Here is a 13724-nt window from a genome sequence, read left to right as displayed (position 1 = left end):
CATGGGGTCATCTGGTGACCGTTTGGGCATACGGCGGCACCGCCAACACAGAAAGAATCGAGCATGAGCAAGACCTGGTTCATCACCGGTGCCGGACGTGGCTTCGGCCGCGAGTTCACGATTGCCGCGCTGTCGCGTGGTGATCGGGTGGCGGCTACCGCCCGGAACACCGAGGCCCTGAAGGACCTCGTAGACACCTACGGGGACGCAATCGTTCCGTTGTCCCTGGACGTCACCGACCGCGCCGCCGTCGGCACCGCGGTGGCAACCGCGCACGAGCGGCTGGGCAGGCTGGACATCGTCGTGAACAACGCGGGCTATGGGCTGTTCGGCACGGTCGAGGAGATCACCGAGCAGCAACTGCGGGACCAGCTCGAGGTCAACCTCTTCGGCGTCTTCCATGTGACGCAGGCCGTCCTGCCGATCCTGCGGGAGCAGGGCTCGGGCCACATCGTGCAGATCTCGACGGTCGGCGGGATCGCGGCATTCCCCACCCTCGGTGGCTACCACGCCTCCAAGTGGGCGCTGGAGGGGCTCTCGGAGTCGCTCGCTCAAGAGGTCGCCCAATTCGGCATATCGGTGACGCTCATCGAGCCAGGTGGGTTCAGCACCGACTGGGCGGGTAGCTCGGCCGTGCGCGCCGAGCCGCAGCCGCAGTACGACGCCCTGCGTACGGAATTCATCGAGCAGCAGAAAGGTCTGCCCGCCGAGTTCACCGGAGAACCCGCTGCGGCAGGGCCCGCCCTCCTGAAGCTGGTCGACGCGGAAGAGCCGCCGCTGCGTGTCCTCTTCGGACTGATGCCGACGATTGTTGTGCCCGGTCTCTACCAGACACGTCTCGACACTTGGAAGACGTGGGAGCCGGTATCGCTCGAGGCCAACGGTCACGACTCGGATTGAGGTGAGTGCCGGTGTAGTCGATGTGTGTCTGCACCGGCCCAAGCTGCGCGGCGAACTCCGAGCGCCCACTGTTGGCCACCGCGGTAACGGCGAGCCAGGACGTCGGTCCACCACTGGGACGACATCTCGCTGGCCGCGGCAAAGCCGACCTGATGTTCCGATACCTTTGGCTAGGAAGCGTAGGGAAGAATTGATCGGGAGGCGCCACGTGACCCAAGAGCATCTCGGGCTCCGCATCGAACGCACGGAACGCCTACTCAGGGACAGGGTGACCGACAAGGTGCGCGAGGCGATCCTCCGTGGTGACCTGAAGCCGGGAAGAAGGCTGACCGAGCGGGAGCTCGGTGAACTCACCGGCGTGAGCCGGACATCACTGCGCGAGGCGCTGCGCGCCCTCCAGACGGAAGGGCTCGTCGAAACCTCCGAGTCGCGCGGACTACAGGTGGCGGTGCTGTCGGAGTCCGTTGTAGCCGAGCTCTACGACATACGTGCAGCGCTCGAACCCGCCGCCGTCGACCTGTTCGTCCGCAACGCCTCGGACGAGCAAGTGCAGCAGCTGGTGGACGCGCTGAAGCCTCAGCCCGATGACGACGATGCCCAGCTGCACAGCAGTCGGCGCTTCTATCGGGTTCTGCTCGATGGTGCGGCCAACTCGATCATGAAGCAGATGTTCGGGTCGATCGAGGCACGAATCCACGCAATCCGCAGGCTGTCGCTGACCATCCCAGGGCGCGCCGAAGCCAATGTAAAAGAGATTTCCGAGGTCACGCGCCTGATTCAGGAACGGGACGCGCGTGCCGCCGCCGCAAGTGCACGCAGCCATGTGCTTGCGGCGAGGGCAGCCGGGCTAGAGGCAGTCCGTGCTGCCCAAGCGAAGTAAGCGCGTCGTCATTCCAAGAACCTCGGCCAGTTCCGAGAGTTGTCACGTGATGTAACAGCTTTGGGCACCAGGGTTGCATTGGGGATGGCTCGTGGTTGTGCGTTGGTGCCCCGATATCCACGCTTGCGGTTGTGATGCGCGGGTCCAGTGGTCGCGGGCTATTACGGACGTCACCGCAGCGTTTCACTGGCGCAATTCAGGGGTGTGCCTGGTGCCCTTCCCTGCTCGGACTCCGAATTCGATCTTCGAACCTAACTAATTGAATTGTCCAGGGTGGAGAGCTGTGCGCGGTTCTTTCGGGCAATTCGGTGCCCTCGGATCGGCCGAAGTTGGGTGGCAGCCGCGAGAGGTTTGGATGGTGGCAGCATCCACTCTGCCGGGTCTGTACATGGGGCGGTGCGAGTCGTCAGGCGGCGGCTATCGAGTATCACCACCGGTCGGTCTCATGCGGTAGGGGGACCAGGCGACTTCGTTGACACACGCCGTGATACGGGATACGGTCATACAAACTTCGGTATGTGACTTGAAACGCACTATGTCGCGTATAGGTCGCCGAGGGCTGTTCGCCCCGGTCCATATTCCGAAAGCAGCGAGGTGGCTGAGTCTCGCCACGCCCCTCGAATACAACTCTTGAGCGAAGGAATGGTGTGAGATGACCGAAAGCGCCGGGACAACTGTCGCCCCCCGGTTCCCTGTCGAGACGGACCGCGATTACGCGATGCTCATCGACGGAGAGTGGGTTGGCCCGGGTGATAGGGATACGTTCACCTGCGTCGATCCCTACGAGAACCAGCCCTGGGGGCGGGTGCCGGTCGCGACCGTCGAGGACGTGGACGGCGCCGTTCGCGCGGCCCGACGCGCGTTCGACGAGGGTGGCTGGCCGCAGACGCCCGCTGTTGTGCGTGCCGGGATGCTCCGCCGACTCGCGGACCTAATCGATCAGCACGCGGATGAACTGGCCAGTGTCCAGATTCACGAGAATGGGAAACTGATCGGCGAGATGACCGCGACCGCGCATGGGATGGCCATGCACGCCCGGTTCGTCGCGGGGCTCGCCGAGACGATGGGCGGCACGTCCATGCAGGGTGTGCCTGGATACACCGCCTACACAGTTCGGGAACCCGTTGGAGTTGTCGCGGCCATCACTCCGTGGAACTCGCCGCTGACCCTGCTCTCCTGGAAGCTGTTCCCGGCCTTGGCCGCAGGTTGCACGGTGGTCATCAAGCCGTCGGAGGTGACGCCGACCTCAACGCTGCGCCTGGCCGAGCTCTGTATGGAGGCTGGTTTTCCGGCGGGCGTGGTGAATGTGGTGACGGGGTTCGGACAGCCGACGGGAGCGGCGCTGGCCGGTCACCCTGATGTCGACAAGATCGCGTTCACTGGCTCGACCGGTGCCGGGAAGGCGATGCTGGCCGCTGCGCAGCCCCGCATCGGCCGGGTCACGCTCGAGCTCGGTGGGAAGTCGCCGAATATCGTGTTCGGCGATGCCGACCTGGACAATGCCGTGCACGGGGTCATGGGTGGAATCTTCGCCGCGACCGGCCAAACCTGCATGGCAGGCTCCCGAGTTCTCGTCGAGGATTCCGTGTACGACGAGTTCGTCGAGCGGCTGTCCGAGGCTGCGAGCAAGCTGATCCTGGGGGATCCGCTCGACCCGACTACCGATGTGGGGCCGCTGGCCTGCCGCAACCAGTTCGATCGGGTCCTGCAGTACATCCAGATCGGCCAGGACGAGGGCGCCAAGGTCACTGCCGGCGGGGTCCGGGATTCCTCGTCTCCTGAGACCCAGCGTGGCCTGTTCGTCCAGCCCACGGTTCTCGCCGGTGTCGACAACTCGTCGCGGCTCGCCCAGGAGGAGATCTTCGGGCCGGTCGCGAGCATCGTTCGCTTTTCGGGAGAAGACGAGGCGACGCGACTCGCGAACGACATCGAGTTCGGTCTCGCCGCTGCGGTCTGGACCAAGGATGTCGCCCGAGCGCATCGAATGGTCAAGCGCCTGCGCGCGGGAACGGTCTGGGTGAACGCTTACCGCGTCGTCCACTACGCGATGCCGTTCGGCGGTTTCAAGCAGAGCGGACTCGGACGCGAGCTCGGGACCAACGCCCTCGACGCCTACACCGAGGTCAAGTCGGTCTGGATCGACGAAGGCAACCGCCAGACCTTCGGGCGGCGCTGAGCGTAGACGCGGACGGCAGGGCGCGCGAATGTCATGCCCTGCCGCCGTTGCAGCGCCGGCGGCCCTCGATACGGACCAACGATCGGCTTCCAGTTGCCAGACTGTCAATGTGTCCGCGCGCCTTCGGGGCCGGACATAGTGCGGCCGCATGGGAAGTGTCTCGCCCGTCCGAGTTCTATTGCATTGCCACGCAATTGACTTCTTCGCAGGTACGGGCGGAATCAATTCACCGGGATCCCAGTAGCTCCGGACGTGGGCGATCCTCGTCAGTTCGATTACACGCGCTGCGCGTGGAGCTTCTGAGGTCCCATATGCCGGTTGACTACGAAGGATTCTGGTCATATATAGTATCGTCATACAAACATACAATGACCTTCAGGCGGTCGCGGATCCGAGCCGACATGGGCTCACCGAAGGCCTGCGAGCTCTATCCGACTCGGGCCGTCGGATCCACCGCCGCATCCTGCACGCCATATCCGAGAACAGGCATCGCCCATGACAATGAGCCCAGAGACCAGTGCCACGAAGCCGCAGACACCTGAGCGGGATCTGGTTCTCGTCGAGGACCGCGGCGACTACGCCGTGCTGACGATCAACCGACCGGAAAAGCGGAACGCCATGAGTTCTGCGGCCCAGCGCCGTTTCCGCGCGGCCCTCGCCGAGACCGTCGACAAGAAGGCTGTGGTGTTGACGGGCACCGGTCCGTCGTTCTGTGCGGGGGTGGACCTCGTCGAGGCGCGCAACGCGCCACGTCCGGCCAACCGCCAGCCCAGCCAGAGCCTGCTGACCTGGTCGCAATGCCAGGCTGAGCTGCGCGCCCATCCGGCGATCTTCATCGCCGCCGTGAACGGGTTCGCGCTGGGTGGAGGGTCGACGCTGATCAACAATTGCGAGTTGGCCGTGGCTGCCGAGTCGGCGACCATCGGCACCCCGGAGATCGGATTCGGCGCGTGGCCCACTCAGGCGGGCCCAGCGATGATCAAGCGGGTGCTGCCCAAGCACGCGGCTGAGATCATCTTCACCGCGCAGCGGATCGACGCCGCGACGGCGTTCCGGATGGGTCTGGTCAACGAGGTCGTGCCGGACGACCTGCTGCTGCAGCGGGCATGCGAAATCGCCGCGCACGTCGCGAGTTTCGACTCGATCGCCCTGGACTGGGGCAAGAAGGCCTACCACCAGCTGCAGAGCCTCGATTGGGAGGACGCACTGGACTACTCGACCTACACCAGCTCGATCGTGAGCAAGGAACAGGGGGTCGCCTTCGGGACGGGCCTCGACGGTTTCGCCGCGGGACAGCGCGGATCGGGCCAGGGCGCCTGATCCTGGTGGGCCACAACAGATTTCGACAGGAGTGCTGCACGTGAATAACGACGTGATCAGGGGCAAGGCGGCGATCGTCGGCCTGGGGAGTTCGAACTTCGGGGACATGTACCGCCAGCGGGACGCGCAGCGGTCCGCGGAGGACCTCGGGGCCGCCGCGTTGCGCCAGGCGCTCGATGACGCCGGGCTCGCCAAGTCCGACATCGACGGGCTGTGCCTGATGCGTATCCCGTCCTATCAGACCTTCGGTTCGATGCTCGGCCTGGACCCCGGACAGCTGCGCCATGTCACCCAATACGAGGCGGCCGGGCGCATGGCGGGCGTGGCGATGCAGGCTGCGGCCATGGCGATCGCGTGTGGCATGGCCGAGACCGTTGCCCTGGTGTACGGCAACAATGGCCGATCGGCCGGGGCGCGCTACGGCGGTGACTACTCCTACGGGCCGCTGACCAGCTATGAGTCGGTCTATGGGATGACCTCGCCGGGTGCGGGCGTGGCGCTCGCGTACAGCCGCTACGTCAAAGAGTTCGGGGTGCCCGACGACGCGCTGGCGCCACTGGCGATCAGCAACCGCAAGTTCGCGATGAACAACGAGCTGGCGGTCATGCGCAAGGAACTGACCTACGACGACTACATGAACTCGCGGTACATCGCCGAGCCGTTGCGGCTGTTCGACTATTGCCTGATCAACGACGGCGCGATCGCGATGATCATGACCTCCGCCGAGCGCGCGGCGGACCTGCGCAAGCCGCCGGTCCTCATCGACTCGATGGGCGCGAACACCACGGTGGCGGCGACTTATCAAGTCCCGGACAACTTTTGGGCGTCGGCGACGGATGTCTCCGACCGACTCTGGTCCGAGTCGGGTTTAACCCCTGCCGATATCGATGTCGCCTCGATCTACGACAACTTCACTCCGACGATCCTGTTCTCGCTCGAAGCGTTCGGTTACTGCAAGCGCGGCTCCGGGTGGGAGTACGTGCAGGACGGCCGGATCGAGGCGGGCGGAGAGTTGCCGGTCAATACCAGCGGCGGGCACACCTCGGAGAGTTACATGCAGGGCTGGAACCATCTGGCCGAGCTGGTGCGCCAGGTCCGGGGAGAGTCGGCGAACCAGGTCCCGAAGTGCGACTACGCGCATTACATGTGCTACTCGCCGATCACCACCAGCCTCGTCTTCTCGAAGGCCTGAGCCTCGCCTGCAGCGGAGGGAACCGATATGAGCACACCGAACACGAACTACACCAAGCCGTTGCCCGATACCGAAGGGCTGCACGGCATCTTCTGGGAGGGCGCCCGTCGCGGTGAGCTGCTGTTGCAGCAGTGCCGCGAATGCGGCACGAAGTGGAACCAGGGCAGCGGGTTCTGCCCCGGCTGCCTGGCCGCGGACTTCGATTGGGTGCCCGCTGCGGGTACCGGGACCATTTACGCGCGGATCGTCATGCACCAGGTCTACTGGCCGTCGTACAAGGACGACGTGCCATACAACGTCGTCTGGGTGGAACTCGACGAGGGACCGCTGATGACCGCCAATGTGGTCGGAGCGGCCAACGACGAGATTGAGATCGGGCGACGGGTCGAGGTCGTCTTCGATGCCGTGACCGCCGAGATCACCATCCCCAAGTTCCGCCTGATTTGAGATCTCGTACGGCCAAGGCCGGTGTATCCGATCTGCGGGAGTTCCATCCCGATATTGACTGTCATACAAAATACGAGATACCGTAATACGAATTTGGACAGTGACCGCTGGTCAGCTGTCGGGCCCGTGCCCCGGGCGAATAAGAAAGGGTGACAATGACCGTTCCCGCAGATGAGAGGGTCCGGGCCGAGCGCGCCTACTTTCCCGCCGAGCCGAGCGGGGTTCAGCGCTACCACTTCCCGGACGGCGTCGAGGAGGTTCGTTTCGGCGCGGACGTCACCCAGGACGTGGCCGCGCTGTGTGAGAAGTACGGCTACCAGCGGCCGTTCGTGTTCAGCTCCCGCACGCTCAACCGGACCACGGACATAGTCGACCGGATCGCGGAATCGCTCCGAACGAAGCTGGTCGGGCGCAGCGACCGCGTAGGTGAGCACGCCCCGCTGAGCAATGTGATCGCCGCGATTTCCGAAGTGCGGGAAGCGAATGCGGACGTACTGGTGTGCATCGGCGGCGGGTCGGTCATGGACTTCGGCAAGTTCGTCCAGCTCGGAGTGACCGAGGGCGTACACACCCGGGATGATTTCCGCGCCCTGCGCGTGGATCAGGAACCGAAGCTCAACCAGCGCCCGGAGCTTCGGCAGATCACCATACCGACTACCTTCTCGCTCCCGGAGTGGACACCGGCGGGTACCCCGGTGGACGACGAGACCGGCAAGAAGATCACCCTCCGCATTCCGGACGGAGTGGGCCGCGCGATCCTCTACGATCCGAATGTCGTGCGGCACACTCCCGTTCGGCTGGCGCTGGTCACCGCGATCCGGGGCCTGGACCACTCGATCAACACGGTGTGCTCGACGTCGCCCGTCGACCTGTGCACAGTGCTCGCGCTGCAGGCGATCACCCACTTCCACACCGCGATCCCGTTGCTGGCCAAAGGGGATGCGGACATCGCGCTGCCGATGCTGCAGCGAGCCTCCTGGCTCGGCGGGGTCTGCCAGATGTCGGTCCCGCACGGCTTCAGCCACTTCATGGTCCATGTGCTAGCGCCATGGGCCAACATCGGACACAGCGAGACGGCATGCGTCATGATGCTCGCCCAGGCGCGATGGTGGCGCGAGCACAACGATCCCCGCCTCGCGGACGTGGCCGCGGCGATGGGACGGCCGGGGGAGACCCTCGACGTGATCCTCTACGACCTGCTGCGGGAAATCGGCCTCCCCACGTCCCTGCGCGAGATCGGGATCGATCCCACCACGATTCATGAGGTGGTGCCGCTCGCGCTCGCGCATCCGTACGTGACGCTGCACAACATGCGTCCCATCGCCACCGCGGACGACATCCTGGCCATTTTGGCCAGCGTCGTGGAATAGGCATCCCCCCGCGGGCGTCGCCCCGGGACTCACATCTGGATCCAGACCTGTCGACACGATGGTCGGCCACCCGTCGACTCGGGTCGGAATAGTCTTCACACGGCAAGGGCCGCGAGAACAGAGGAAGGCAAGAACGATGAGTGGTGACTGGGCTACACATTGGATCGACGGGCGGCCCATACCGTCCAGCGGAGAACGGATCGAGGTGGTGAACCCGGCGACGGGTGCTGTAATCGGCACCGTGCCCGTTGGGACCGCCGAAGACGTCGACGCGGCAGTGCGTGCGGCGCAGGCCGCGTTCCCGGCCTGGTCGGCCACCTCGCTGGTGGATCGGGCGAAGATCGTGGAACGGATCTCGGAGGGCTTCAGCGCCCGCGTCGAACGGATCGCACAGTCCGTAACCGCGGAGATGGGGTCGCCGATCGCGTTCTCGCGGGCGGTGCAGGCCGCGTTCCCGGTCGCCGTGTCGGCCACGTTCGCGGCCATCGCACGGGATTTCGCCTGGGAGGAGGAGATCGGCAACTCCCTCGTCATCCGGGAGCCCATCGGGGTCGTCGGTGCGATCACACCGTGGAACTTCCCGCTGCACCAGATCGTCGCGAAGGTGGCGCCCGCGATCGTCGCGGGCAATACCGTCGTGGTCAAACCGAGCGAGGTCGCGCCGCTGACCGCGGAAATCCTCGCCGAGGTCGTCGTGGAGGCCGGTCTCCCCGCCGGAGTTCTCAATATCGTGCACGGCACCGGCGCACAGGTCGGCGAAGCGATCGCCCGCCACCCCGGTGTCGACATGGTGTCGTTCACCGGCTCGACCGCGGCGGGCAAGCGCGTCTCCGTCGTCGCCTCGGACACTGTGAAGCGGGTCGCGCTGGAGCTGGGTGGCAAGTCCGCGTCGGTCGTGCTCGCCTCCGCCGACATCGAGGAGGCCGCGCGGGCGGGCCTGGCTGGCGCTTGGCTCAACAGCGGGCAGACCTGTGCGGCATGGACACGGATGCTCGTGCCCGCCGCGCACCACGACCGGATGGTGGAGGCACTCGTAGCTGCGGCGGCCGCCCATCCGGTCGGAAACCCGACCGACGAGGCAACGGTCATCGGGCCGATGTCGTCGGAGCTCCAGCGGCAGCGGGTCACCGGTTACATCGAGCGGGGCATCGCGGACGGCGCCAGGCTCGCCCTCGGCGGCCCGTCGCCGGTGTCCGGGCTCGGCAAGGGCGCCTACGTGCAGCCGACGATCTTCGCCGATGTCGACTCCTACAGCGTGATCGCGCAGGAGGAGATCTTCGGCCCGGTGCTGTCGGTGATCCCCTACGGCTCCGAGGCGGAGGCCGTGGAGATCGCGAACAACACCGTCTACGGCCTGTCCGGTGCCGTATTCGGCGATCCCGACCAAGCGCTCCGAATCGCACGAAAGTTGCGTACCGGCCAGGTGTCGGTGAACGACGGCCAGTTCAACGTGCTGGCCCCGTTCGGCGGCTACAAGCAGTCGGGCAACGGTCGCGAGTTCGGCCGCTACGGCCTCGAGGAGTTCCTGGAGACCAAGGCCGTCCAGCGCTGAGCGGCCAGAAGACGATGCCCGCCGCTGACCGGGCGCATCGGGCGTAGTAATTTTCGGAGGAGACCCCGGAGCCGGAGAAATCCCGGCTCCGGGGGCCTTGTCACTTGTTGACGAGAAAATGTGAGAACTCGACGCGGCCAGGTTTTGCTCGGTTTATCCGCGATGTTCGTAGCGCTCGAATGCTTCTCGGTGGTCGCAGTTGCGCGGCGGCAGACCGACGGAGCTGACTATCCGCAACGCCACTGCGACCTTGTGGGCGATCGGGAGACACGGGCACCAGTGCGGGAGGCAGCGATGTGCCGTGGAGGCTGTAGACAAGTTCACGAGGAACGCCCACCACACGCACATGTCCGCCGCGCATCATGAAAAAGGCGTCGGCATGGCCGGCCGTGGTGAATATCAAAGCCCCCGGCCTCTCCGACATCCAGGAGGTCACGCACCTGGTGATGACCGGAGAGCGCACCGGCCGATTCGACAAGGACCTCCGCATCGTCAAAGGTGTTGCCCCAGAGGACTTCCCGACATACGAGGGCAATGCCACCGTCACCTATGACGGCACGTCCCGCACCGGCCCGCCGACCTGGCTGCAGACGAAGGGCTCATGCCCCGAGCAGCTGCCCACAGTGCCCGAACTCGAGGCGACCGCCGAAAGCTCCGGCTCGGGCAAGTACACGATCAAGGTCACGGCGAGTGTCACCGGCGTCGGCGCGAACGAGGCCGACGTCGACACCCAGCCGGTCAAGGGGGCGCTCATCAAGACCTCCGGCGGCGCGGATGTCTACACCGACGACAAGGGTCTGGCCGTCGTCACGGTTCGCCGTGATCCCGACCAGCCGACAACATTCGAGATATCGGCCGGCGACACGCTCGTCCCGACCACCCTCAGACTCCCGCTGACCAAGTAATGCGCTGACGGGTGAGCCCGGGTACAGCCGACTCACCCGTTCTGCTCTTTCAAACAGCCGTAGCTCGTTGTCCGTCTGAACCTAGGAGCATTTCGCTGTGGCTAGAAACGCCGAACGCGCGTGGCTGTGCGCACTTTTCGCCCTCGCGGGACTTGTCGCACTGGTAAGCGCGGCGCCCGTCAGTTCTGCCGACCCGGTGCACACGGCGGGCGGCCCGGGCCGCGTCGATCACCGGATCTACCGGTCGCAGGCCGGGGGCAACGACTACCTGGTCTACGTGCCCCGGGATTGGAAACCATCCGAGCGGCTTCCGGTGTATGTGATGGTGCACGGCTGCGGCACCACGGCTGAACAGATGATGGGCGCCAGCCTGCTCAACCAGCTCGCGGACCGCCAGCGGTTCCTCGTCGCGTATCCCGACAACGGCGAACAGTGCTGGAAGGCCGTCGTAGGCCTTCCTGCGGACATCACCCGAGGTGGTGGCGGCGACGCGGACATCGTCGCCGGGATCACCCGCGAGGTCATCTCCGACTACCACGCGGACACTGACCGCGTGTACCTCGCGGGCATGTCGTCGGGCGCCTTCCAGACGAGCGCGGGCGGCGCGGCCTATCCCGACCTGTACGCGGCCATCGGCCTGGACGCGGGAGGCGGCTACGGGACGGACTTCATCACGTGCGGACATTCGCCGGACGCGTTCGCCCCCGTCAACGCCCCGCGCGCCGTCGCGCAGATGGGGGATCGGGCTCGTGTGATGCCGGTTTTCACCATCGGCGGGACGGACGACGACCTCGGTGAGGCCCCTCAGGTCGGCGGTTGTGCCCGCCTCGCGTACATCGAGTGGCTCGCCACGAACAACCTCCTGAAGCCCGCACCGAACGGCGACACCTTCCGGGACGACCCGGCCTCGACAACGAACGGCCAGATACCGGACGGCCACTCCTGGACCACGATGGTGGCCCGGGGCAGCGACGGCTGTCAGATCGCCGAGCGATGGGTGGTGGACCGCATGGGGCACTACTGGTCGGGCGGGTCGGCCGACCCGGAGTTCGCACGGTTCACCGATCCGAAGGGTCCCAGTGCGGCTGAGGCATCGTGGCGCTTCTTCCGGAACTTCACGCTCTCGGGTGGCAATACGGCTTGTCAACCGAACTGACAACGCGCACAACCCAGTTCGAACAGACGACCTTGCTGGAGGTTTCCGTGTCAACCCCCGCACGCGCGACCTGGCGCCGCCTGGCGGCCGTGGTCGTCCTTGCCGCATCGGTGGCATCTGCCGGATGTGGCTCCCGGGAGGCGCCGCCCGGCACCGAGCAGGGCGACACAGCGGCGTTGCCGAACTACCAACGCCCCGAGCACTACAAGGTGCATCGCACCGCGGACCTGCTGGTCCCGATGCGCGACGGGTACCGGCTCACCTGCGACCTCTACCGTCCCGGTCAGGAAGGGGGAGCGCCGAGGGCGGGGCGGTTCCCGGGAATCGTCGGCGACTACACCGGATATGGCCGTCGTCTCGGAGAACGGACGGCCTCGTGGCTCGCGGCCAGGGGATACAACGTGATCGTGTGCAACACCCGCGGTGCCCAGGGCGGGAACGGGGCGAGCCCGGCGCCGGAGAGCACGGGTCCCCTCTTTCCGTGGCAGCCTCAGGAACAAGAGGACGACTACGACCTGATCGAGTGGTTGGCGGCGCAGCAGTGGTCGACCGGCAAGGTCGGGCAGTACGGCGGGAGCTACGGTGCCATCACCTCCTGGCTGGTCGCCGGACGGCAGAAACCGCCGCACCTCGCCGCCATAGTCCCCATGATGGGGGCACGAACGTCTACACCCAGTTCGCGTACCCCAGGTGGCATCCGCACCAACGAGGGTGACGCCCGGGGGCAGTGGACCCAAGCCTGCTCCCAGGCCACCGGGGAACCGACCTGTTCGGACCGGATGACCGCGCTGTGGGCCGCGCACCCGGTCTATGACCGTTTCTGGGAGCAGCAGACGGTCGATCTCGAGGTTTACACCGTGCCGACGCTCGCGATCGCCGGCCTGCAGGACTTCTTCACCAACGGAGCCGACGGCGCCTACAAAGAACTGGCCGAACGGGACGACTTCCGCGTGCTGTACGGACCGTGGAACCATGTCGGCGTGCCGGTGAACGGCGTCGCTTTCAACCCCCAGGGGATCGTGCTGGCCTGGTTGGCTGACCGGTGACAAGTCGGCTCCCATGCCGCCGAAGGTCACCGCGTACCAGATGGCGGCCCCGGGATCCCCTGCGGCCGGATGGCGGGGACTGTCCGCGTGGCCGGCACCGGGATCCGAGAAGACCACCTTCCGGCTGTCCGCTGCCGGTGGACTGACAGCGGATTCCGCGGTGCCGGCCGAAGGCGCGCAAAGCTACGAGGTCGGCGCCGACGGTACGAGCGGGAGCCTGACCTACACCTCCGAGCCGATCGACACGGACCGACGGGTGATCACCGGCCGGGTCGAAGTCACCCTCGATACCGCGTTCTCGGCCTGGGACGGCAACCTGGTGGCTAGCCTCGCGGAAGTGTCCCCCGACGGCACCGTAACCCCCATCCCCGGTCCGGCCGGCATGGCGGCGGACGCCAAGGGCTACCTCAAGGCGAGCCACCGGGACTCCGACCGCGATCCGCTACCCGTCGTACCCGGTCGCTCCTACCCGCTGCACTTCGAAATCCCCAGCCACTACTGGGAAATCGGCCGTGGCAACCGTCTGCAGTTGACGATCACCAGCGCCTCGCCGAATGTCGTACACGACGCTCCGGCCGGAACCGTCACCGTCAGGTCCGGCGGGCAGTCGAAGTCCGGCATCGCGCTGAACCTCGCCGACGTCGGGTGATGGGATCGGGCCGGGGGGGGGGGGGGGGGGGGCGGTTTTTTGGGCGCCCAACACCAACACAACACCCACCCAAAAACAAACCCACCAACCACCACCCGCCCGCCCGCGGGTTATGTGGGTGGAGGAACGGG

The 13724-nt window shown here is 66.1% G+C and carries 12 protein-coding genes; all 12 read left to right on the top strand.

What is annotated here, in order from left to right; genetic code table 11:
• The first annotated feature begins 63 nt into the window (after positions 1–63).
• The 12 genes from ACIBG0_RS40935 to ACIBG0_RS40880 all read left to right on the top strand — a co-directional run bounded on the left by ACIBG0_RS40935 (position 64) and on the right by ACIBG0_RS40880 (position 13593).
• Positions 64–900 (top strand): SDR family oxidoreductase, encoded by an 837-nt coding sequence (locus ACIBG0_RS40935; protein WP_397040798.1) that lies wholly within the window; start codon positions 64–66, stop codon positions 898–900.
• Between the two features lie 268 nt (positions 901–1168).
• A complete protein-coding gene (locus ACIBG0_RS40930) occupies positions 1169–1780 on the top strand; it encodes a GntR family transcriptional regulator (protein WP_397040796.1) in 612 nt (203 codons plus the stop codon).
• Positions 1781–2432: 652 nt separating this feature from the next.
• Positions 2433–3956: an aldehyde dehydrogenase gene (locus ACIBG0_RS40925; RefSeq protein ID WP_397040794.1), complete on the top strand. Its 1524-nt coding sequence runs from the start codon at positions 2433–2435 to the stop codon at positions 3954–3956.
• 495 nt (positions 3957–4451) lie between these two features.
• Complete coding sequence (locus ACIBG0_RS40920; protein WP_397040792.1) at positions 4452–5276, top strand: enoyl-CoA hydratase/isomerase family protein; 825 nt, start codon at positions 4452–4454, stop codon at positions 5274–5276.
• A gap of 40 nt (positions 5277–5316) precedes the next feature.
• Entirely contained in the window at positions 5317–6468 is a 1152-nt protein-coding gene (locus ACIBG0_RS40915; protein WP_397040790.1) for a thiolase C-terminal domain-containing protein, read from the top strand.
• Positions 6469–6495: 27 nt separating this feature from the next.
• The gene (locus tag ACIBG0_RS40910) at positions 6496–6915 is read left to right on the top strand and encodes a Zn-ribbon domain-containing OB-fold protein (protein WP_397040788.1); all 420 of its coding nucleotides are present in this window, start codon (positions 6496–6498) and stop codon (positions 6913–6915) included.
• Between the two features lie 155 nt (positions 6916–7070).
• Positions 7071–8285 (top strand): iron-containing alcohol dehydrogenase, encoded by a 1215-nt coding sequence (locus ACIBG0_RS40905; RefSeq protein ID WP_397040786.1) that lies wholly within the window; start codon positions 7071–7073, stop codon positions 8283–8285.
• A gap of 136 nt (positions 8286–8421) precedes the next feature.
• Positions 8422–9837: an aldehyde dehydrogenase family protein gene (locus ACIBG0_RS40900; RefSeq protein WP_397040784.1), complete on the top strand. Its 1416-nt coding sequence runs from the start codon at positions 8422–8424 to the stop codon at positions 9835–9837.
• 362 nt (positions 9838–10199) lie between these two features.
• Positions 10200–10742 carry a hypothetical protein gene (locus ACIBG0_RS40895; RefSeq protein WP_397040782.1) on the top strand — a complete coding sequence of 181 codons (543 nt, stop codon included), beginning with the start codon at positions 10200–10202 and terminating at the stop codon, positions 10740–10742.
• A gap of 97 nt (positions 10743–10839) precedes the next feature.
• Positions 10840–11898 carry an alpha/beta hydrolase family esterase gene (locus ACIBG0_RS40890; RefSeq protein ID WP_397040780.1) on the top strand — a complete coding sequence of 353 codons (1059 nt, stop codon included), beginning with the start codon at positions 10840–10842 and terminating at the stop codon, positions 11896–11898.
• Between the two features lie 47 nt (positions 11899–11945).
• Positions 11946–12944 (top strand): CocE/NonD family hydrolase, encoded by a 999-nt coding sequence (locus ACIBG0_RS40885; protein WP_397040778.1) that lies wholly within the window; start codon positions 11946–11948, stop codon positions 12942–12944.
• A gap of 13 nt (positions 12945–12957) precedes the next feature.
• Complete coding sequence (locus ACIBG0_RS40880; RefSeq protein ID WP_397040776.1) at positions 12958–13593, top strand: CocE/NonD family hydrolase C-terminal non-catalytic domain-containing protein; 636 nt, start codon at positions 12958–12960, stop codon at positions 13591–13593.
• Positions 13594–13724 lie beyond the last annotated feature (131 nt).

Source organism: Nocardia sp. NPDC050630 (assembly GCF_044457245.1).
Lineage (GTDB): Bacteria > Actinomycetota > Actinomycetes > Mycobacteriales > Mycobacteriaceae > Nocardia.
This window is presented reverse-complemented; position numbering and strand designations above follow the sequence as displayed.